Raw genomic sequence first — 20,969 nt, forward strand, 5'->3', positions numbered from 1 at the left:
GCCATGTCGGCACTGACGGGCATGCGGATCGTCGAGCTCACCGAGTCGGTGGCCGGCGAGTACTGCGGCAAGCTGCTCGCCGACTTCGGCGCCGACGTGGTGAAGGTCGAACGGCCCGGGTGGGGCAGTCCCACCCGGGCCACGGCACCCGTGATCGACGGTGAGAGTGTGGTGTTCGCCTATCTGAACACCAACAAGCGATCCGTCGCACTCGATCGCGTCGACGACGCCGACGCCGTGGACGCCCTCGTCGCCTCGGCCGACGCCGTGATCGACGACCAGGATCCCGAGTGGGCCGCCGAGGCGCACCGGCGCCATCCGGCCGTGGTGTTCTGCTCGGTGACGGCCCACGGCCGCGGCGCGCCACCCGCCCGGCAGAACGCGCGCGGCATCAACGTGTTCCACAGCAGCGGCTGGGGCTACCACACACCCAGCCACGCCGATCCGACCATGCCACCGCTTCAGGCGCCGGGCCGGCTGCTCACCGACTACGAGGCCGGGCTGGACGCGGCGATGTGCGTCGCCGCATGCCTGTACTCCCGATCACTTTGCGGGGCAGGCGAGTTCGTCGACATCTCGCAGCAGGCCGTGCTGGTCTCGCGCGCCGACTGCATCCTCGGCAGGTTCGTCGCCGGTGAGATCGCACCGGAGAACACCCGCGACGATTTCGACCAGCAAGGCCCGGCGTCGTTCTTCACCTGCGCCGACGGCCACGTCTACCTGTACATGACCAGCGGCACCCACTGGGCGAACCTCAAAGTGCTGATGGGCCACCCGGCGTGGCTGGACGCCTTCGAGGACGACTGGCTGGAGTTCTCCGTCACTCCCGAGAAGGTCGCCACCTTCCACCGCGGCTTCGCCCGCTGGATCCGGGACCGCCGCCGGGAGACCGTCGCCGAGCAGGCTCAGCGCGCCGGCGTGCCGCTGGTGCCCGTCAACGACGCCGAGGACCTGCACCGCTCGCCGCAGTACCGCCACCGCGGTTTCTTCCGCGACGTCGTTCATCCGACCCTCGGCATCGGCCACTACCCCACCGTCCCCTACGTGATGAGCGCGTCACCGGCACAGGTCCACTGCGCCGCACCGGCTCTCGGCCGCCACAGTGCCGACACACCGTGGCTCCCGCGACCCGACCGGCCCGGCCCTACGCAGCCGCCGGCGACGACGCAGCGCGGCGGACCGCTGGCAGGAGTGCGCGTCGTCGAACTGACGAAGGTGTGGGCCGGGCCGTATGCCGGCAAGCTGCTGGCTTTCCTCGGCGCCGAGGTGATCAAGGTCGAGAACGACGCGCGGCCGGAGGAGATGCGGGCCTACGGCGGCACCGACGTCAACCACGCCCCCTACTTCCTCAGCATCAACCCCGAGATCCTCAGCGTCGACCTCGACATCAAGACCTCCGACGGGATGAACCGGCTGCGCGAGCTGATCGCCCGCAGCGACATCGTCCTCAACAACCTGCGGCCCGGCGCGATGGAACGTCAGGGCCTCGGCTACGCGGACCTCACGGCCATCAGACCGGACCTCATCTCGGTGTCGATCAAGATGTGGGGCAACGACGGACCGCTGGGCTACCAGACCGGTTACGCGCCGTGCTTCGCCGCACTGGCCGGCCTCGCCTCGCTGGTCGGTTACGAGGGTGGCCCACCGCTCGGCGCCAGCATGCGCTACGGCGATTCCACGGTCGGCGCCGCCGCCGCCTTCGCCGCCGTTGCGGCACTGCTGCACCGGGAACGCACCGGCGAAGGACAATTCGTCGACGTGTCCGCGGTCGAGGTGCTGTCGTCGATGATCGGCGACAGCCTGCTCGCCCACGACCTGACCGGACGCGTTCCCTTACCCGCCGGGAACCGGCACCCCGACATGGCGCCGCACGGCTGCTACCCGTGCACGGGCGGGGACTGGATCAGCATCGCCGTCGACGGTGACGCCGAGTGGTCCGCACTGTGCGCCGCGCTCGGCGCCGACGACCTCAGCGGCGACGAGCGGTACCGGACCAAGCCGGACCGGCTGCGCCATGCCGCCGCGCTGGACGCCGCCCTGGCCGGTCTCACCGCCGGCCTGGACGCCGGGCCGCTGGCGATCCGCCTGCAGGACGCCGGGGTTGCGGCCGCCAAGAGCGCCACGGCGCTCGACGTGATCGGCGACGAACTCCTGTGGGAGCGCGGCCTGTACCGATTCGTGTCCGACCACCGGGAAGGGGTACGGCCGGTGCTGGGACCGTCGTGGCGGATGGCACGCAACCCTGCCCGCATCGAACGCGGGGCACCCGACCTCGGCGAGCACAATGACTACGTGTTCGGTGACACCCTCGGCGCGCAGGAGATGCGATGACAGCAGCACTGACCGGCACCGTGGCCCTGGTGACCGGCGCGAGCAGCGGCATCGGCGCGGCGACGGCGCGGATGCTTGCGGCACAGGGAGCGAACGTGGCCCTGCTTGCCCGCCGCGCCGACCGCCTCGCCGAGGTGGCCGCGGCCATCGAGGCCGACGGCGGCGCCGCGCTGGCCGTGCCCGCCGATGTCAGCGACAGGGAGCAGGTCACCGCAGCCGTCGCCGCCGCGGTGTCCCGGTGGGGCAGGCTGGACATCCTGGTGAACAACGCCGGGCTGATCCGCACGGGCGAGGCGGTCGGCGCCTCCCTCGACGACTGGGACGACCTGGTCACCGTCAATGTGCAGGGAGTGTTGTACGCGACGCGCGCCGCACTGCCGCATCTGGTCGACGCGGCCGCCGACTCGCCGCGCGGTGTCGCCGACGTGGTCACCGTGAGCTCCACCGCGGGCTGGGTGGCCCGGCCCGGCACCGCGGTGTACTCGCTGACGAAGTTCGGCGTCAACGCGTTCAGCGAGGGACTGCGGCAGGAACTCGTCGGCAGCCGGGTCCGCGTCGGCGTCGTCGGCCCCGGCACGGTCGACACGGAGATCAACGACCACCTGCCCCCCGACTCCCGCGCGGCGATCGAACAGCGCACCGCCGGGATGGTGAAACTGCGGTCGGAGGACGTCGCCGACGCGGTGACCTACATGATCACCCGGGATCGGCGGGTGGCCGTCAACCACATGCTGGTGCGTGCCGCCGAGCAGACGTGGTGACCGGCGCCTGGCCCACCGGCGACCACCTCGGGATCGCATTCCCCGCACACATCGCCGCCCTGCGCGACGGCGGCGCCGCGTTCCTCACCGAGGCGTTCCGGGCGGCAGGGGCGCTGGACGCCGACAACCGGATCGTGCGGGTCGTCGGCTGCGACGAGGTGCCCGGCGGCAGCACGGGGCGCAAGGCGTCGCTGGACGTGGAGTATCAGCGCGCAGACCCACCCACGGCGCTGTTCGTGAAGTTCTCCCGCGACTTCGACGATCCGGTGCGCGACCACGGCAGGACGCAGATGGCAGCCGAGGTCACGTTCGCGATGCTCGCCCAGGCGCCCGGATTCCCGATCGCGGTGCCGCGCACCATGTTCGCCGACTACCACGGCGAAAGCGGCACCGGGGTGCTGATCACCGAGCGGATACCGTTCGGCCGCAACGGCATCGAGCCGCAGCATCAGAAGTGCCGCGACGACGAGATGGCGTCGCCCGAGGAGCACTACCGGGCGCTGCTCACCGCCCTGGCCCGGCTGGTGGGGGCGCACAGGTCCGGGGCGCTGCCCGCCCACCTCACCGGGTCCTTTCCCGTCGACCTGCAGGCCGCCGCCGTCGGCGAGCCCGCGCCGTTGACCGCCGACGGCCTCGACCGCCGGCTGGCCAGGCTCGGCGAGTTCGCGCGCGCCCACCCCGCGCTGCTGCCCGCCGGTACCGGTGCGCCGGGCTTCCTCGACCGGCTCGGCGAACAGGCTCACGAGGTGATGCGCCGCGAACCGGACATCTGGCGCAGCCTGGCCGACGCATCGGATCACCTCGCGCTGTGCCACTGGAACGCCAACGTCGACAACGCCTGGTTCTGGCGCGACGCCGACGGCACCATGCACTGCGGACTGCTGGACTGGGGCTGTGTGAGCCGGATGAACGTCGCGATGGCGATCTGGGGATCACTCAGCGGCGCCGAAACCGCGCTGTGGGACGAGAGTTTCGACGAGCTGACCCAGGTGTTCTGCGCCGAGGTGGTCGCCTCCGGCGGCCCAGCCCTCGATCCGGCGGAGCTGCGCCGGCACGTGCTGCGCTACACCGCACTGATGGGCATCACCTGGCTGCTCGGTGTGCCCGCGCTGGTGGCGGCCCGGGTGCCCGACGCCGGCCCCGACACCACCCGCTTCGACCCGCGCATCCGTGACGACGAGAGCGTGCGGGCACCGCTGCAGATGTTGAGCAACGTCCTCAACCTCTGGCGTACCCGGGACCTGGCCGCGGCCCTGACCGATCTCGGGTAGCGCGCTCAGGAGTGACGTCCTCAGCCCGCTTTGCTATCGTCACGATCGGTGCCTAGCAAACACACGGTGTCATCGTCCAGTCGTTCTGTGACAACTGACGCGGTCGGGAAGGGTATGGAGCAAATCTTGTCCGCTGGAAATGAGAGTGCGCCGGAGGTCGCGGACCCTCGGCGTGCCGGCGGGCGCGACCGTCGCAGGCAGCTTCGCGGACCGCCGACTCCACGCTCGTCAGACATCGAGAGCATCGTGCGCGATGCGCTGAACGATGTCGATGTTCTCCAGGCGGTTCTCGACAGTTCACCGGACATGGTCACCATCTCGGAAGCTTCCGGACACGTCCTCTACATCAACTCGTCCGGCCTGGCCATGGTGGGAATGACGGCTTTGTCACCGGTCCGGCCGCTGACAATGGACGAATTCTTCGTTCGATCCGGAACCACGGCCGAGACGGTGATGCCCTTCGACTTCTCGAGGGAGGGGCACGGATTCTCGGAACTGAAGAACTTCTCCTTCGCCAGCGACGGGCCCATACCGGTCGAGATCACGACTTTCGTCGTCGACCGATCCCGTGACCGGGGCGATGTCGTCGTGTCCGTCATCCGCGATCGCAGAAGCGCCCAGAGTCACGACAAATGGCATGCTGCCGCCCGGGAATCGACCTACCTTGCCGCTGAGCAGAGGGCGGTCGCGAAATTGAGCAGGCTGGCCCTCGACGGCGACCTCGACCAGCTGCTCGACTCGGCCACCACCGCGGCCTCGACGCTCATGGGCGTCAATCGATCCATGGTCACCTGCCCGGTCGAGGGCGACGACGAATCGATTGCCGTGGTGGGGTTCTCCGGTCAACCGCCGAGACCGCTGCTCCTGCCCGCAGGACACCGGTCGCTGATGGGATACACACTGGCCGTCAACGACGTGGTGGTGTGCGAAGACCGCGACCAGGAATCACGATTCTCCACAGAAGGAATGGCAAGTTACGGCTTTCGCAGCGGCGCCTGCGTACCCATACCCGGAACCGACGGCCCGTGGGGAGCGCTGTCGGTGCACAGCAACGACAATCGCGTGTACAGCGAACGCGACCTGGCCTTCCTGCAGACCGTGGCGGATGTGCTCTCGGCAGCGATCCGGCGTGTCGAACTCGATCGGCAACTGCGCGAGCGCAGTATGCATGATTCGCTGACCGGACTGCCCAATCGGACACTGGCCTACGAACGCATCGAACACACGCTTGCCCGCGCCCAACAGGACGGGACGACGATGGCGGTGCTCGTGCTCGACATCGACGACTTCAAGATCATCAACGACAGCCTCGGGCACGAAGCCGGCGATCGCGCACTCGTCCGTCTCGCCGGCCGTCTCGCCACGGCCGTCCGGCCGGAGGACACGGTGGCCCGCGTCGGCGGCGACGAATTCCTCGTCATCGCCGAGGACATCCGGGGAATCGACCAGGCATGCGAGTTGGCAAGCGCGCTGACGACCGCGGTCAACAGTCCACCACCGACGGGCGTCGACCCGACACCGCTCAGCGTCAGCATCGGCATCGCGGTCTCGGAAGCCGACTCCACGCGGCAGCAGCTGATTCACCACGCCGATCTGGCGATGTATCGGGCCAAAGATTCCGGAAACGGTGGCAGCGCCGTCTTCGACCACGGCGACCTCTACGACGCCGAACGGACGCGACGCCTCTCGGTCGACCTGCGCACCGCGCTCGGTGATGGCGAGCTGAATCTGTTCTATCAACCGATCTTCTCCATCGCCACCGGCGAGCTCGTGGCCATGGAAGCTCTGGCTCGATGGTCGCACCCGGACCTCGGCGTGATCGACCCGACCGAATTCGTCGCGGTTGCCGAGCGCACCGGCGTGGTCGGCGATCTCGGCGAATGGGCGCTCTACACGGCTTGTGCGCAGGCGACCTCGTGGCGCACGTTCTGTGATGTCGGTGTCCGCGTCAACGTGAGCGCTCTGCAGCTGCGCGACGCCGCATTCGTGAACAAGGTGGTCGCCGTCTTGGTGTCCACCGGACTCGATCCCGCCGCTCTGGGGCTCGAGATCACCGAGACGGTGTGGGTTTCGGACACCGCGCGGGTAGCGGGCACGCTGACGGCGTTGCACGACATGGGCATCGGGATCTCGCTCGACGACCTCGGCAGCGGGTACAGCTCCATCGCCTACCTGACTCGCTACCCCGTGTTCGAATGCTTCAAGATCGACAAGTCGTACATCCAGGACCTTCCCGCCGCTCGCCCGAGTGCAATCGTCGCCGCGGTGGTGATGCTCGCTCGCGCTTTCGATCTCACCGTCGTCGGCGAAGGCGTCGAAACGGTGCAGCAACTGGAGATCCTGCGGGCGTGCGGATGTGACCTCGCTCAGGGCTTCCTCCTCGGCAAGCCGATGACCGCCGACCAGGCGACCGCCGAACTGAGTCGAGCGGCGAAGGGGTAGCGGTCAGCGCGACGAGACCTCCGGGTCCGACGAGCGGATGAGCGACCGGACCTGCTCGCGGGCGAAGAACTCCTGGTCCTCGCCCCAGCCCTGCATCCCGTCCCACCGCCAGTCGGTCAACGTCCAGAACGTCATGCGGCCCGGCCAGCCGAGCCAGCGCAGCGCGGTGCGGACCTCGCCCTCGGCGTGCAGGCTGCGGCCCAGGTGGTCCTCGGCGTCGAGGACCACCTGCGCGGGCGCACCGGCACGTCGGCTCAGCACGCGACGGGAGCCCTTGACCAGCTCACCGAGTTCACCGTCGCGCATCAGGTAGCCACCGATGACGACGTCGCGGCCCGGTTCACGGCCGGCGATCGTGATGGTGTGCCAGTGCGCTTCGGGTGAGGCGATGGCCCACAGGTAGTCACCCGGCCTCCTGGCGCCGGGGTGGTGCGGACCCCACGTGCGGTCGCGCATCGAGTAGCAGTCCACCTCGGTTCGCTCGCCGTCGAGCACGAGCGATCCCGTCATCCGGCCCGGCTGGTCGAAGTGGTGCGGCGCACCGCCGGTGCCGTCGCCCAGCGTGTGCGGCGCCATCAGCGACGACCATTCCAGGTCGAGTTCGAGTCCGAGCGCGTCGTACGACAACCGGTAGCGGTGCGTGGGTTCGACGACCCGGTGGCGCAGGGAGTTCGGCAGGGTGAAGTCGCCGAAGTCCAGGGCGCCGGTCGGTGGTTGCTGCCACCGCCAGTCGTAGAACAGGCAGTCGTAGACCTCCTCACCCGTCGGGTCCCACAGTGCCGGTCCTCCGCCGGAGATCCCGGTGCGTGCGTCATGGAAGTAGTAGACGAACCCGTTGATGTCACGCTCGGGCACGGCGAAGCCGAACCAGCCGCTCTCGTTCCAGTCCGGGTCGTCACCCGGCGGGTGGAACATCTCGTCACCCGCCATAGCTGACCCCGGTGAGCCGCTCGGAGAGGGCCCACAGTTCGCGGCAGTCGTTCTCGCTGTGGGCCTGTCGCGGCACCTTGGCGAATGTGACTCCGCCGCCGGCAGTCTCGTAGAATCCGCGCGGCCCGTAGTAGGCGGCGCCGTCGGCGGCCGGTGACACCGCGGCGTACAGCGTCGGTTTGATCGCCTCGTCGACCTCGAGCCACATGAACGGCAGCAGCCGCCACGTCAGCTGGGTGAGCCGGGCCTGCAGCGTAGGGGCGTCGCGACCGTAGGAGGCGCCGCTGAGCAGGTTGGTCTTGGCCAGGCCCGGGTGCGCGGCGTTGGAGCTGACGGTCCAGCCGTTGCGGCGGCTGCGCCGGTCGAGTTCCATCGCGAACATCAACTGCGCCAGCTTGGCGATGCCGTAGCTCTGCATCGATTTGTAACCGCGCTCGGCGTTCGGGTCGGTGAAGTCGAGGTGGCGCTGGGTGGCGGCGATGCTGCTGACGGTGACCACCCGCGCGGACGGCGCCGCCCGCAGCAGCGGCAGCAGATGACCGGTCAGGGCGAAGTGCCCGAGGTGGTTCGCGCCGAACTGCAGCTCGAATCCGTCGCCGGTCTGCTGGCGGTGCGGTGGCGTCATCACCCCGGCGTTGTTGATCAGTATGTCGATCGGCCGGCCCTCGGATCCGAGGGACTCCCCCAGCGCAGCAACGCTTTCCAGAGAGGCGAGGTCAAGCGGCGCGATGGACAATTTCGCGGCGGGCATGGCGGCACGGATGTCGGCGGCGGCCGCCTCGCCTTTGGCGCGGTTGCGGACGGCGAGCACCACGTCGGCGCCGGCCGCTGCCAGCGCTCTCGCCAGCCCGAGGCCAAGCCCACTGTTGGCGCCGGTGACGACGGCGAGTCTGCCGGTGAGCTCGGGAACGTGGAGGGTCAGGCCGTCCTTCACCAGGTGACCGGCAGCTCGTAGAGGCCGTAGGCGAGGGCGTCGTGTTTGAACGGCAGTTCGTCGAGCGGCACGGCGAGCCGAATCGTGGGGATGCGGCGCAGCAGCGACGGCAACACGATCTGCAGTTCCATGCGGGCCAGCTGCTGACCGACACACTGGTGGCGGCCGTACCCGAAACCGACGTGAGGACCGTTCTGGCGCAACAGGTCCAACCGGTCCGGGTCAGGGAACTGGCGGGGGTCCCAATTGGCCGGGGCGACGTCGAGGATGATGCCCTCGCCGGCCCGGATGGTTTCGCCGTCCACCTCGATGTCCTCGACCGCGATGCGGCGCTGGCCGGTCTGGATGATGCTGCAGTACCGCATGAGTTCCTCGACGGCGGCGGCGATCACCTTCGGGTCGTCGGTGTCGCGCAACAGCGCCTGCTGTTCGGGATGCTCGAGGAGCGCGACGACGCTGACGCTGAGTTGACCGGCGGTGGTCTCGTGGCCGGCGATGAGCACGCCGGTGGCGAGTTGCGCCGCCTCCTTGACGCTGATCTCCTCGGCCTTGACCCGCTCGGCGAGGTCGGACACCAGGTCCTCGGCGGGATCGGTCATCTTCGTGGTGATGAGGTTCATCAGGTACTTGAACAGCGCGCCTGCGCCTTTCGCGGAGTCCTCGGCGCTCGCGTAGCGGCTCATGCCCCGGTTGGCCTGCTCCTGGAAGAATTCGGCGTCCTCGTACGGCACGCCGAGCATCTCGCTGATCACCAATGACGGGATCGGCAGCGTCAGCTTGTCGACGAGGTCGGCCGGTTGCGGGCCGGCCAGGATCGCGTCGATGTGGTCGTCGGTGATCTTCTGCACCGCGGGCCGCAGCGCCTCGACGCGCTTGAAGGTGAACGGCCGCGACAGCATCCGGCGATACCGGGTGTGCTCCTCGGCATCGGAGGTGAACACCGAGCGGGGCCGGCGGTCGACCGTGGCCAGCATGCCCTCGTTCCAGTGCGGGTAGCCGGGTTTGCGGTCGTCGACACTGGCGCGCGCGTCGGCGAACAGCGAGCGGATCGCCTCGTAGCCGGTGATCAGCCACGGGGTGCTGCCGTCCCAGATGCGGACGCGGCTGAGCTGACGGACGGCGTTGGCCTGCAGCGCTTCCGGCGGCGGCGCGAACGGACAGCCCGGCGCGCGGGTCATCGGGAAGTCGGGGACGGTGTCGGCGTCGTGCAGCACGTCGGTCATGGGCGCTCCTTTGATCGGACGGTTCGGACGGGCGCCTGCCACAGCCCGGCGATGGCGTCGACGAGGCCCTCCGCCGCGACCGGCCACGGCGATCGCGCCCGGGAACCGTAATCGGCCAGCGCACTCTCGTGTTCGGCGCAGGTGTGCATCAACAGGTTGCGGGCCATGACGATGCGTTCGAAGCGGACCCTTCGGGGCAGGTCCGGCAGGCAGCGGGTGATGCCGTCGATCGCCTGCACCAAAAGCGGCGAGCCGAGCGCATCCCTCGTGACCAGTTGGCGGCACTGCGGGTCGGCCATCGCCTGGGCGGCGAAGCGGGCGTACCAACTGGGGCTGCCGAGCGTGTCGAGGTGGTCGGTCAGCGGTGTGACCAGGGCGCTGACCCAGTCGCTGAGTTCGGCGGATCCGGCGATCTCGGCGAGCCTGCGGGCGCGCAGCGACTCGATCGGGCCGCGGTGTTTGGCCTCGATGGCGCGCAACAGGTCGGTGCGGGTGCCGAAGTGGTAGCAGACCGCGGCGTTGTTGCCCTGGCCTGCGGCCTCACTGATCTGCCGGTTGGACACGGCGTGCATCCCGCGCTCGGCGAACAGGCGCTCGGCGGCGGTGAGGATCAGCTGGCGGGTGCCCGACGAACGATCGCTGCTGAGCACTCGCGCGGCGGTCACGATTCCGAGTGAACTACGTCACCCGACTTAAATCAAGCAGTTTATTTAGTTTTGATTCGCGGGGCCCCTCCGAGCCGGAGGCACCACCCACCCGCGAGCGTGCGTGTCTGCCCCTCGACACGCCGCGGATCGGCAGCATTCTGCGCACGCTCGCGGACGACGAGTGGCGGGTAACGATCATGACGGGCACGCCGATGATCCCCTCGGCGGCAACGAGCCGCCTGCTCGATTCCTGGGGGAAGAATGTTGAAGATTGCAATCGGTATGGGCTGCGCGGCGCTGGCGGTTCCGGCCTTCGCGCTGGTCACCGCGCCGTCGGCGGGGGCATATGGCAGCTGCGCGGAAGCCAGGGCGGCCGGCGCCGCGCCGCTGTTAGCGGGCCAGCCCGGCTACAGCCGCAAACTCGATCGAGATGGCGACGGGGTGGCGTGCGAGTCGGGCGGCGGCGGTGGCGCACCGGTCTACGCGCCGGCGCCGTTCGCACCGGTTGCGCCGTCGCCGACGCCCGATGCCCCGCCTTCGGCTGCGCCCGCTGCCCTCGGCGCGAATGTCGTCGTCGACTGGACGGGCACCGACTGCATCGACATCACCATCCCGACGCCGGACGGCGCCTCGACGCAGACCGTCAACCGCTGCGGCGGTCACGCCGACTTCTCGCAGCCCGAGGGCGACCCGACCGCCGCCATCGGCGCCGATCCCGCGATCGGCGGGGCACAGACGCTTTCGTGCGAGATCCTCGATGACCGCCTGCTCGACAGCGGCGTCGCCGCCGACGGCCAAGACGTCAACTGCCTGACGACGGTGGGTCAGCTGCCGTAGCGGCGAAAGCGCGCCGTCACTCCGCCGCGAGCGTGCGCAGACTGCGGCACGTCACCGGCGTGTCGAACAGCAGACACGCACGCTCGCGGAGAAGGACGGAGGGGCCTAGGCCTGCTTGAGGGCCTCGATCTCCAGGGTGATGGTGATCTTGTCGCCGACGACGGCGCCGCCGGTCTCGAGCGGCATGTCGAGGTCGATGCCGAAGTCCTTGCGGTTCAACACCACCGACGCCTCGAAGCCGGCGACCTCGCCGTGGCCCATGCCCGGGCTGACGCCGTTGAACTCCAGGTCGAGGCTCACCGGCTTGGTGACGCCCTTGAGCGTGAAGTCGCCGTCGAGGACGTAGCGGTCGCCGTCGGCGCGCACACCGGTCGAGGTGAAGGTCGCGGTCGGATAAGTGGCGGCGTCGAAGTAATCGGCCGACTTCAGGTGTGCGTCGCGCTGCTCGTTGCGGGTGTTGATCGAGTCGACGGCGATCTCGGCGGTGACCGACGGGGTGCCGTCCTCGGCCACGGTGATCGCGCCGCTGAATGTGTCGAACGTGCCGCGCACCTTGCTGACCATGAGGTGGCGTACCGAGAAAGCGATGGTCGAGTGCACCGGGTCGATGGCCCAGGTGCCGGTGGCGAGTGCAGTGGTTGCGGTGGTCATGTCAGTCTCCTGATCCGAGCGCCGGTACTTCCGACGTCTTCTCCCGTATCAAGCGGACTGCGGTCCGATTAATTCCCCGAGCGGCGCCGCCGCCGTTCACATCGACACGAGCGTGCGCGTTTGTACGCCCGACGCGGCGCGTCGACGTACAAACCCGCACGCTCGCGGAGCTACCGCCCGGAGCTACCGCTGCGGAGCGCGCTCAGGCGGCCAGCGGGGTGTAGGTGGTGGTGCGCTGACGGGCCGGTCGGCCGATGCCCTCGGCGATCGCGACGAGTTCCTCGACCGACTTCGCCGACCCGTTCTCCGACCCGGCCATCCGCGAGATGGTCTCCTCCATCAGCGTCCCGCCCAGGTCGTTGGCGCCGCCCTGCAGCATCACCTGGGTGCGCTCGACCCCCAGCTTCACCCAGCTGGTCTGGATGTGAGAGATCCGCCCGTGCAGCATGATCCGCGCCAGCGCATGGACGGCGCGGTTGTCGCGGTGCGTCGGCCCGGGCCGGGACCCGCCGGCCAGATACAGCGGCGAACTCTGGTGGACGAACGGCAGCGGCACGAACTCGGTGAAACCACCGGTGCGGTCCTGGATCTCGCGCAGCACCCGCAGATGCCCCACCCAGTGCCGCGGCTGGTCGACGTGGCCGTACATCATCGTCGAGCTCGACTGCAGGCCCACCTCGTGGGCGGTGGAGACGACCTCGACCCACATCGACGTCGGCAGCTTGCCCTTGGTGAGGATCCAGCGCACCTCGTCGTCGAGGATCTCCGCGGCGGTGCCGGGGATCGATCCGAGACCCGCTTCGCGCAGGGCGATCAGCCACTCGCGGATGGACAGCCCGCTCTTGGTGACGCCGTTCGCGATCTCCATGGGGCTGAACGCGTGCACGTGCATCGACGGCACCCGCGCCTTGACCGCGCGAACCAGGTCGGCGTAGCCCGTCACCGGAAGTTCGGGGTCGATGCCACCCTGCATGCACACCTCGGTGGCGCCGGCGACATGGGCTTCCCATGCCCGGTCGGCGACCTCGTCGGTGGACAGCGAGAACGCGTCGGCGTCACCCTTGCGCTGGGCGAACGCGCAGAACCGGCAGCCGGTGTAGCAGATGTTGGTGAAATTGATGTTGCGGTTGACGACGAAGGTGACGTCGTCGCCCACCACGTCGCGGCGCAACGAATCCGCAAGCGCAGCAACGGCGTCCAATGCCGGTCCGTCGGCCGTCGCCAGCGCCAGATAGGCGTCGTCGGACAGGCCGCCCGGGTCGCGCTCGGCGGCGCGCAGGGCCACCAGCACGTCGGTGTCGATGCGCTCGGGTGCTCGCGCCGCCAAATCCTGCACCTTCTCGCGGATCGACTCCCAGTCGCCGAAGGCGCTGCCGAGGTCGCTGCGCGTCTCGGTGCGGCGGCCCTCGCTGTCGATCGTCTCGTTCAGGTCGATCCGGCCGAGGGACTGCAGCGCTTCGTCGGGTTCCTGCCACGGCCGTCCGACCGGATTGACGTCGAGCGCGAGACCGGTGTCGGGGTCGGCGAGTGCGTCGACGTGTCCGCGGACCCGCGGGTCGATCCATGCGGCGCCGCCCTGCACGTACTGCGGTTGCGCGGTCAGGCGCTGCGTCAGGTCGTAACCGGCCTCGGCGGTGACCTCGGCGAGGTCGTCCAGCGCCGGCCACGGCCGCTCCGGGTTGACGTGGTCGGGTGTCAGCGGTGACACGCCGCCCCAGTCGTCGACGCCGGCGCCGATGAGCGCGAGGCATTCCTCACGCGACACCAGATTCGGCGGCGCCTGAATGCGCATCTTGGGGCCGAGGACCAGTCGCGTGACCGCGATCGTCGCGAGGAAGTCGTCGATCCCGGCGTCGGGCGTCGCGGCCATCGCGGTGTGGTCCTTGGCCCGGAAGTTCTGCACGATCACTTCCTGGACGTGCCCGAACTCCTTGTGCGAACGGCGGATCGCGTGCATCGTCTCGGCGCGTTCGGTCAGCGTCTCGCCGATGCCGACCAGCAGTCCGGTGGTGAACGGGATGGACAACCGGCCCGCGTCGTCCAGGGTGCGCAGCCGGACGGTGGGGTCCTTGTCCGGGCTGCCGTAGTGAGCGAGGCCCTTGGTCTCGAAGAGCCGACGCGACGTGGTCTCGAGCATCATGCCCATCGACGGCGCGACGGGCTTGAGCCGCGACAGTTCCGACCAGCTCATCACACCGGGATTGAGGTGTGGGAGCAGGCCGGTCTCCTCGAGGACCCGGATCGCCATCGCGCGCACGTAGTCCAGGGTCGAGTCGTAGCCACGCTCGTCGAGCCACTGCCGGGCCTCGTCCCATCGCGCCTCCGGCCGATCGCCGAGAGTGAAAAGCGCTTCCTTGCAACCGAGTTCGGCGCCACGACGGGCCACCTCGAGGATCTCGTCGGGCTCCATGTACATGCCGTGGCCCTCTTGGCGCAGCTTGCCGGGCACGGTGACGAAGGTGCAGTAGTGGCAGGTGTCCCGGCACAGGTGGGTGACCGGGATGAACACCTTGCGTGAGTACGTGACGGGCAGCCGGCCGTGTGAACCGTGCCGTCCGGCGGCCTCCAGGCCGGCGTCGCGGACACGTGCCGCGCTGGCACACAGATCGTCGAGGTCCTCGCCACGGGCCGTCATCGCGATCGCGGCTTCGTCGACGTTGAGGGCGACGCCGTCGCGGGCGCGCCTCAGCACGCGTTTCAATGCTGCGGGAGTGGGCGCTGCGGCCGTAGGGGGAACTACCGGGCTGGGCAGATCGGCGCCACGCTGGGGGTTCAGAGCCACTCCGGTGTAACCCCGCCGGTGTCGGAAATCATCCGCCCGTCTCACATCGTGAAACCACTGCTCCTGGCATACCGGCCACAGTAGTCCGAGCGACCTGCGATGTGACGGCCCGCCGGAGCAAAGTGCCGCACCTGGCCCGGCAGTCGCGTATTTTAAGAGCTTCGACCGCGAGGAGCAGCCATGTCCGTCTCCGTCCGCTCATATCTCATGGCGGGCGTGGCAGCTGTCGGCGCTGTGACGATTGCGATCCCGTCCCTGCACGTGGCGCCCCCCGACATCGCCGTCGACTCCACCCACGCTCCCCAGGCCCCGACGGCGCTGACCGAACTGCTGGAGTCGGCGCAGCGGCAGATGGAGCCGTTCCTCCCGGAGCCGCGGCGATCGGGTATGCCCGCGTTGCGGCCCGACGGTGTGGTCATTCCCGGCGCGCTGAGCGCGGTTCCCCCGCCGCCCGCGCCACCGGCATTGCCGGGTGCCGGCCCCGCCCCGCTCAACGCGGCCAGTGATCTGCTGATCTCGTCCTACCAATTCATCCAGGAGTGGATCGACTGGGGCGTCGACGTCGCCATCTACGCGACCCAGTTCTTCGGGTGGGTCCCGTTCGTTCCGCTGGCCGGCGCCCAGATCAACCTGTTCTACTACGAGCTGATCAGACCCATCGCCGACAACGTCGTCTACGACTTCCTGGCTCCGGTGCTCAACGATCCGCTCAACCTCGGTGTGTGGGTCGACGGCGCCGCGAACGCCATCGGCGACAGCGTCATCGATGCGATCAACTTCGGCATCCAGGAATTCAATTACTTCTTCGGCTGGGCCATCCCGCCGGTGCCGCCGATCGGGCCGTTCACCGCGGAAGAGGGTCTGCTCAGGACAGTCGCGCTGGAGGACGGCCTGGCGGAGGTCACGACGGAAGCCCTGCCGCCGGTCGTCGACCAGCCGACCGGAGCCGTCGTGGACGAGGCCCCGCCGCTCGACGAGAAGCCGCTGCAGGTCGAGGTCGAACCACAGCCCGTGACCGGCGACGCCGGCGTGCTGCCGGAAGCAGGGCTCGTGGTCGAGCCCGCGCCGGAACTCGTCGTTCCCGTGGAGGACGAACCCGTCGACCCCGCGAGCACGCCGGAGATCGTCGAGGACACCGAGGAAACTGCGGGCGCCGAGCCGCCGCGTACGACCAAGCGGGTGAACGAGCGCCTGCGCAAGGCCGCCGACGACGTCCGCACCGGGGTGCGGGGAGCCGTGCGTGAGGCGACGAAGGCCGCCGACCGCATCCGCAGCTCACTCACACCGAAGCGGCGGACCTCCGAGACGACGAGCGAGCGGTCCGACAGCGCCGATCCCGGCAACAGTGACAGCGGCGACGTCGGATAGCGCGGCTCAGGAGCGCTGGTTGTGGCGCCAGAGCACCCACACCGGCGCGGCGGTGCCGACGGCGAGGTACAGCAGAACGGCGTAGGCCATCACGCCGGGACCGCCGAACACGATGTCGCCGCCTGGTCCTCCGAGGGTCAGCGCGGCAACGGTCAGCAGCCACGTCCACAGCGGCGTCGCCGCCATCCGTGTCGATTCGGTCCAATAGGTGGCTGCCCACACCAACCCCGCGTTGACGGCGCCCGCCGCGATCGCGCTGATCGGGAACGGCACCGCGCCGAAGCGCAGGGGTAGGAACAGCGCGCCGAGCGCGGCGCAGACGACGCCGTCCACTGCGAGGACTGCCAGCACCAACGCCCGCACCACGGGGTCCGTCAAGGTGCTGTCCGCGGCAGGAAGCGCGCGGGTCTGTTGAGCGGTCAGGTCGGGATGCTGTCGAGCAATCCGGCCAGCGAACCGACCACCCACTGGAAGTTGTCCAGGCGGTCCTGCCAGTGCTGCAGGTTCGGGTCAAGGTCGGGATCCATGGCTGTCCCTTCGGCTGTCGCTGGTTGACGTGGAGCTTACTCCGTCGGAGTTCGGCTGAGCCAGGGCGAGGCCGGCGAGTAGGTCGGTTTCCCAACCGCGGGCGTCGCGGTCGCCGGGTTCGCCCGAGACGAGTATGTAGTGCTCCTGCGCCAGGACCGGCATGGCGAGTGTGTTGGACAGCGCGAAGGACTGTCCGTTCGGTGCGACGGTGACCTGGGTGGCGTGCGCGCGAAGGGCCGCGATCTTCGCCGGGAGGACGTCGGTGGCGTCGACCGCGGCGTCGATCCTGTCGTCCGGATAGCCGAACGGCACCTGGTCGATGCGGGTCCAATCGGCAGGGACGTCGCTCATCGATGCGAGACCCTGCTCGGCGGCGCTGGTGGCGATGACCGTCCAGTAGAACTTGGGCACCCGCCAGGCCGCCGCCTCGATCGCGGCGGTCGTGATGCGGTGTGTCTGGACGTGGTCGGGGTGGCCGTAGCCGCCGTCGGGGTCGTAGGTGACGACGACGTGTGGGCGAAGGTCGTCGATGATCGCGGCGAGTGCGCCGACGGCCTCCGCCGGATCGGCGTCGACGAAGCGTTGGTGGCGCCGCGGCGGGGTGCCTGCCATGCCCGAGTCCCGCCAGTGTCCGGGCCCGCCCAGGTAGTGCGGTGAATCCAGGCCGAGCGCGCGCAGCGCGGCGGTCAGTTCGGCGATCCGGTAGCCGCCGAGTTGGTCGGCCCGGTCCACGGCCAGCTGGCTGTATTGCTCGCCGATGACCTCGCCCTCTTCGCCGAGGGTGCAGGTGACGACGTGCACCTGCGCGCCGCGGGCGACGTAGTGGGCGATCGTCCCGCCGGTGGTGATCGTCTCGTCGTCGGGGTGGGCGTGTACGAACAGCAGTCGCGGCGTCTCAGGCATCGTCGGTGACCCTAGTCGCCGGCCGGTCCACCCGAGGCGGCAACCGGCCGCTTCGACGTCTTTCGGCCGGGCGGTGACGTAGGTTCACCAGGTGAGTCGGCGGAGCCTCGAGTTCGGTTGCGCAGTAATACTCGTCGGCCTCCTCGCCGGCGTCGCGGGGATGGCGACCACGCTGCTGCTGCACGCCGTCGAGCACCTCACCTACCACTACTCGTTCGGAACACTGCTCGAAGGCGTGGACAGCAGCAGCCCGGTGCGCCGGGCGCTCGGCCCGATGGTCGGTGGCGCGCTCGCCGGATTCGGCTGGTGTCTGCTGCGCAGGCGCACCGAGGTGCCCAGCCTGGCGGGCACCATCTCCGAGCACCGGCCCATCCCCCGCGTCTCGATGTCGATCGATGCCGCACTGCAGGTTCTGGTCGTGGGGTCGGGCGCGTCGCTCGGCCGCGAGGGGGCGCCCCGCCAGTTCGCGGCCGCACTGGGCGACGCGGGCACCTCGCGCTGGGCGCTCACGCCGCACGACCGGGAGATCCTGCTGTTCTGTGCCGCGGGGGCGGGACTGGCCGCGGTCTACAGCGTTCCCCTCGGCGGGGCGTTGTTCGCCACCCAGATCTTGATGCGGACCTGGCATCCGCGCGCACTCGGCACCGCGCTCATCACGTCGAGCCTGGCCGTCGCGGTGGCCTCACCGGTCACGCACGAATCGCCACCGCTGGACTGGCCGGACCCCTCACTGTCCTATCTGCTCATCGCCGTCGCGCTGGTCATCGCGCCACTCGCGCTCGGCATCGGCCTGCTGTTCAACCGGCTGATGAGCGCGGCACGGCCCGCGGCAGCGGTGACGTCCTGGCTCCTGGTGCCCGCGATCGCGGCGGTGGGCCTGCTCGTCGGGATCTGCTCGCTGTGGTGGCCCGAGCTGCCGGGCAACGGCAAGAGCATCCTGACCGTCAGCCTCGACAGCGGCACGACGCTGGGCGCCGCCGCGGCGATCCTGTTCCTCAAGCCGCTGCTGACCGCCTCATACCTGCGCGCAGGGGCGGTCGGCGGCCTGCTCACACCGGCGCTTGCCACCGGTGCGGCCATGGGCTCCGTTGTCGCGCTTGCTGTTTCGGCATGGACGGACTTCGCTCTCAGCGTGCCGGCCGTGTCACTCGCCTGCGCCGCAGGCGTTCTGGCGATCACGCAGCGGGCTCCGATGTGGGCGGCGCTGTTCGTCTGGGAACTGGCCAGGCCGCCGTGGTGGCTGCTCGTCGTCTTCCTGGTGGCCGCGCTCGCCGCACACGGGCTGCGCGTCCTGACCGAACGGACGCGGACTACGGGGTCTTCGTCCACGCCCCCGCATCGCCGACGATTCCCACCGGCACCGCACCGCTCAGGCTGACGTTCTCCACACTCGGGCCGGCGGCCACGATCGTGGTGTCCTGCAGGATGGGCAGCACCGTCGACATGTTCCACAGTCGTGGTTCGACGGCGTCGATCACCTCGGCGATCGGCTCGGTGCCGTCGAGCGCCGCATCGATCTTCGGTTGCAGGCTGCGGTCACAGATGCCGGTGATGTTGCTCGGCGCCTGCACGAGTTCGCCCGACTCGGGATCGGGCGGGGGCGCCGACGGCGTCCCGGTGGCGCTCGGCGGGGGCGGCGGGGGCGGGTCATCGGTTCGGGGCGGCTGCGTTCCCGCGGGCGAGGCGGTCGGAACCGGTGTGGCCTCGAGCGCCCGGCAGCCGTAGCGCGAGGCCAGTGATGTCGCGAGGTCTCCCCCGGCTGCATGCCATCCGACCACCGCGTCCACCCTGTTGTTGGCCAGCGCCTCCCCGTAGAGCGTGACCGGGTCGAGCGCCAGCACGGAGGCCTCGATGCCGACATTGCGCAACTGGTCGGCGGCCGTGTTGGCCACCGCCACGGACGTCGGATCGTTCGCCGCCACTCCCAGAACCAGGGTCAGCGGCACGCCGTCCTTGGTGATCCGGCCGCGATCAGTGTCGGGCGCAGGCGTTCCGGGCGTCGGGGGCTGGGGGTTGTCCACCGGCGCCACCTCGTAGCCCGCGTCGGCGAGGAGACCGAGTGCAGCCTCGGTACCCAGTGCGGGTGGCGCGGTCGGCACGTATCCCGGGTCCGACGGCGACCGGACCTGAGCCTGTGCGAGCGTCACGGTGTTGTCGTCACCGGCGCCGACCGAGGCCAGCAGATCGACGTCGAACAGACCCAGGATGGCCTTGCGCACCTGCGCTTCGGCCAGCTTCGGTTGGCCCGCGCGCAGCGTCACCTGCATCACCCGGGGGGTCACGATCCGTGCGGTCCTGACGTCGGGTATCGCGCTGAGTTGCGCGAACGTCGCTGCACCGCCGTGGATCTGGGCGACCTGCGTGTCACCGTTGCGGATCGAGTCGGCGAGCGCGGCCGGCGTCCCGCCGCGGCGGAACAGCACCTGGTCGGGCTTGGCCGGGCCGCTCCAGAACCTGTCGTTGCGGGCGAGCAGGATCTCGTCACGCTGCGGGTCGATGTCGTCGACCCGGAACTTGCCCGCCGTGACGGGCATGGCCCGCGCCAGCCCGGCGCCGAACCCGCCCGGCACGTCCTTGACGATGTGCGCCGGGAGGATGTTGTTGAACAGTTCCCGCCACGCCGGGTAGGGCTGAGAGAACGTGACGACGGCCTGTTTGCCGCCCTCGACCGATTGGACTCCGGTGATCAGGTCATAACCGGCCGGGTCCACGACACCTGGCTGGCTGACCATCTGCTGCCACAGGTACCAGTAGTCGTCGGCCGCCACCGGCGCGTTGTCGGTCCACTGCGCCTCGGGCTTGATCGTGTAGGTGACGGTGAACGGATTCCGGTTGGTCACCTCGGCCGACTCGAGCAGGGCGGTGTCGAGTTCCCATCGCGAACCGGTTGGTGACGCCGGGTCCGGCACGGGCCGGAACGAGCTCGGCAGGACGAGCGCGGCGATCGCCGCGTTGACCGGGGACTGGTCGGACAGCAGGTGTGGGTTGAATCCCGGGCCGATCGAGTCGATGGCCATGATGATCTGCGTCGCCTTGGGCGGCGGCGGTGTCACGGACTCGGTGGTCTCGGTGCTCTGCGGCGCGGGCGGCGGGCTCACCGTGCAGCCGCCGAGCAGCAACGCCGGCACCGAAACCAGTGCGCCGAGCCTCGCGCAGGATTGGCGAGTTCGGTTCGGCACGCCACTCAGGGTATCGGCCGCCCGCCGCGCCACCGCACACACTCATTTCGTCGGCTCCATAAGTCTGATCATGGTGCGGACGAGCCTCTTTACCGGGCCGATGCGTGCACTTACAAAAACCTGAGAAATACCTGAGACAAACCTGAGATTTTTGGCATACTGGCCGTCGTGCCGCTCGGCAC

At 69.6% G+C, this 20,969-nt stretch carries 15 protein-coding genes and 1 pseudogene; 7 read left to right on the forward strand and 9 right to left on the reverse strand.

Features of this window, described 5'->3' with window-relative positions; genetic code table 11:
• The first annotated feature begins 3 nt into the window (after nt 1-3).
• The 4 genes from AB0K11_RS07575 to AB0K11_RS07590 all read left to right on the forward strand — a co-directional run bounded on the left by AB0K11_RS07575 (nt 4) and on the right by AB0K11_RS07590 (nt 6,805).
• Nucleotides 4-2,331: a CoA transferase gene (locus tag AB0K11_RS07575; RefSeq protein WP_364974267.1), complete on the forward strand. Its 2,328-nt coding sequence runs from the start codon at nt 4-6 to the stop codon at nt 2,329-2,331.
• Nucleotides 2,328-3,092 carry an SDR family NAD(P)-dependent oxidoreductase gene (locus tag AB0K11_RS07580; protein WP_364974269.1) on the forward strand — a complete coding sequence of 255 codons (765 nt, stop codon included), beginning with the start codon at nt 2,328-2,330 and terminating at the stop codon, nt 3,090-3,092. The genes AB0K11_RS07575 and AB0K11_RS07580 overlap by 4 nt, the downstream gene beginning before the upstream one ends.
• Nucleotides 3,089-4,363: a hypothetical protein gene (locus tag AB0K11_RS07585; protein WP_364974271.1), complete on the forward strand. Its 1,275-nt coding sequence runs from the start codon at nt 3,089-3,091 to the stop codon at nt 4,361-4,363. Before AB0K11_RS07580 ends, AB0K11_RS07585 begins: the two co-directional genes overlap by 4 nt.
• A gap of 246 nt (nt 4,364-4,609) precedes the next feature.
• The gene (locus tag AB0K11_RS07590) at nt 4,610-6,805 is read left to right on the forward strand and encodes a GGDEF domain-containing protein (protein WP_364974273.1); all 2,196 of its coding nucleotides are present in this window, start codon (nt 4,610-4,612) and stop codon (nt 6,803-6,805) included.
• A 3-nt stretch (nt 6,806-6,808) separates the two neighbouring features.
• Here the strand turns inward: AB0K11_RS07590 and AB0K11_RS07595 are convergent, their stop codons facing one another.
• Genes AB0K11_RS07595 through AB0K11_RS07610 form a run of 4 tightly spaced genes read right to left on the reverse strand, consistent with a single transcriptional unit; the run spans nt 6,809 to nt 10,557 of the window.
• Nucleotides 6,809-7,735, reverse strand: a complete 927-nt coding sequence (locus tag AB0K11_RS07595) for a hypothetical protein (RefSeq protein ID WP_364974275.1) — start codon at nt 7,733-7,735, stop codon at nt 6,809-6,811.
• Complete coding sequence (locus tag AB0K11_RS07600; RefSeq protein WP_364976665.1) at nt 7,725-8,672, reverse strand: SDR family oxidoreductase; 948 nt, start codon at nt 8,670-8,672, stop codon at nt 7,725-7,727. The genes AB0K11_RS07595 and AB0K11_RS07600 overlap by 11 nt, the downstream gene beginning before the upstream one ends.
• On the reverse strand, nt 8,666-9,892 hold the full coding sequence (locus tag AB0K11_RS07605) for a cytochrome P450 (protein WP_364974278.1): 1,227 nt from the start codon (nt 9,890-9,892) through the stop codon (nt 8,666-8,668). Before AB0K11_RS07605 ends, AB0K11_RS07600 begins: the two co-directional genes overlap by 7 nt.
• Nucleotides 9,889-10,557, reverse strand: a complete 669-nt coding sequence (locus tag AB0K11_RS07610) for a TetR family transcriptional regulator (RefSeq protein ID WP_364974280.1) — start codon at nt 10,555-10,557, stop codon at nt 9,889-9,891. Before AB0K11_RS07610 ends, AB0K11_RS07605 begins: the two co-directional genes overlap by 4 nt.
• 243 nt (nt 10,558-10,800) lie before the next feature.
• Between AB0K11_RS07610 and AB0K11_RS07615 the strand changes: the two genes are divergently transcribed.
• Complete coding sequence (locus AB0K11_RS07615) at nt 10,801-11,376, forward strand: excalibur calcium-binding domain-containing protein (RefSeq protein WP_364974283.1); 576 nt, start codon at nt 10,801-10,803, stop codon at nt 11,374-11,376.
• A 105-nt stretch (nt 11,377-11,481) separates the two neighbouring features.
• Here the strand turns inward: AB0K11_RS07615 and AB0K11_RS07620 are convergent, their stop codons facing one another.
• The gene (locus AB0K11_RS07620; protein WP_364974285.1) at nt 11,482-12,027 is read right to left on the reverse strand and encodes a YceI family protein; all 546 of its coding nucleotides are present in this window, start codon (nt 12,025-12,027) and stop codon (nt 11,482-11,484) included.
• Between the two features lie 202 nt (nt 12,028-12,229).
• Nucleotides 12,230-14,809 carry a bifunctional FO biosynthesis protein CofGH gene (locus tag AB0K11_RS07625; protein ID WP_364974287.1) on the reverse strand — a complete coding sequence of 860 codons (2,580 nt, stop codon included), beginning with the start codon at nt 14,807-14,809 and terminating at the stop codon, nt 12,230-12,232.
• Between the two features lie 180 nt (nt 14,810-14,989).
• Here AB0K11_RS07625 and AB0K11_RS07630 point away from each other — a divergent pair, with 180 nt between their 5' ends.
• The gene (locus AB0K11_RS07630; protein WP_364974290.1) at nt 14,990-16,177 is read left to right on the forward strand and encodes a hypothetical protein; all 1,188 of its coding nucleotides are present in this window, start codon (nt 14,990-14,992) and stop codon (nt 16,175-16,177) included.
• Between the two features lie 6 nt (nt 16,178-16,183).
• On the opposite strand, the gene AB0K11_RS07635 is transcribed toward AB0K11_RS07630, so the two are convergent.
• Both AB0K11_RS07635 and mshB read right to left on the reverse strand, forming a co-directional pair.
• Nucleotides 16,184-16,600, reverse strand: coding sequence for a hypothetical protein (locus AB0K11_RS07635; RefSeq protein WP_364976667.1), 417 nt, complete (start codon nt 16,598-16,600; stop codon nt 16,184-16,186).
• 171 nt (nt 16,601-16,771) lie between these two features.
• A pseudogene (mshB, locus tag AB0K11_RS07640) lies at nt 16,772-17,608 on the reverse strand (N-acetyl-1-D-myo-inositol-2-amino-2-deoxy-alpha-D-glucopyranoside deacetylase); the annotation flags it as partial.
• Nucleotides 17,609-17,699: 91 nt separating this feature from the next.
• On the opposite strand from mshB, the gene AB0K11_RS07645 reads away from it, so the two are divergent.
• Complete coding sequence (locus AB0K11_RS07645) at nt 17,700-18,986, forward strand: chloride channel protein (protein ID WP_364974293.1); 1,287 nt, start codon at nt 17,700-17,702, stop codon at nt 18,984-18,986.
• Here AB0K11_RS07645 and AB0K11_RS07650 read toward each other — a convergent pair.
• Nucleotides 18,919-20,787, reverse strand: coding sequence for an ABC transporter family substrate-binding protein (locus AB0K11_RS07650; protein WP_364974296.1), 1,869 nt, complete (start codon nt 20,785-20,787; stop codon nt 18,919-18,921). The two genes, AB0K11_RS07645 and AB0K11_RS07650, sit on opposite strands and share 68 nt — an antisense overlap.
• Nucleotides 20,788-20,969 lie beyond the last annotated feature (182 nt).

This window comes from Mycobacterium sp. NPDC050551 (assembly GCF_040674075.1).
In the GTDB taxonomy this organism is placed as follows: Bacteria; Actinomycetota; Actinomycetes; order Mycobacteriales; family Mycobacteriaceae; genus Mycobacterium.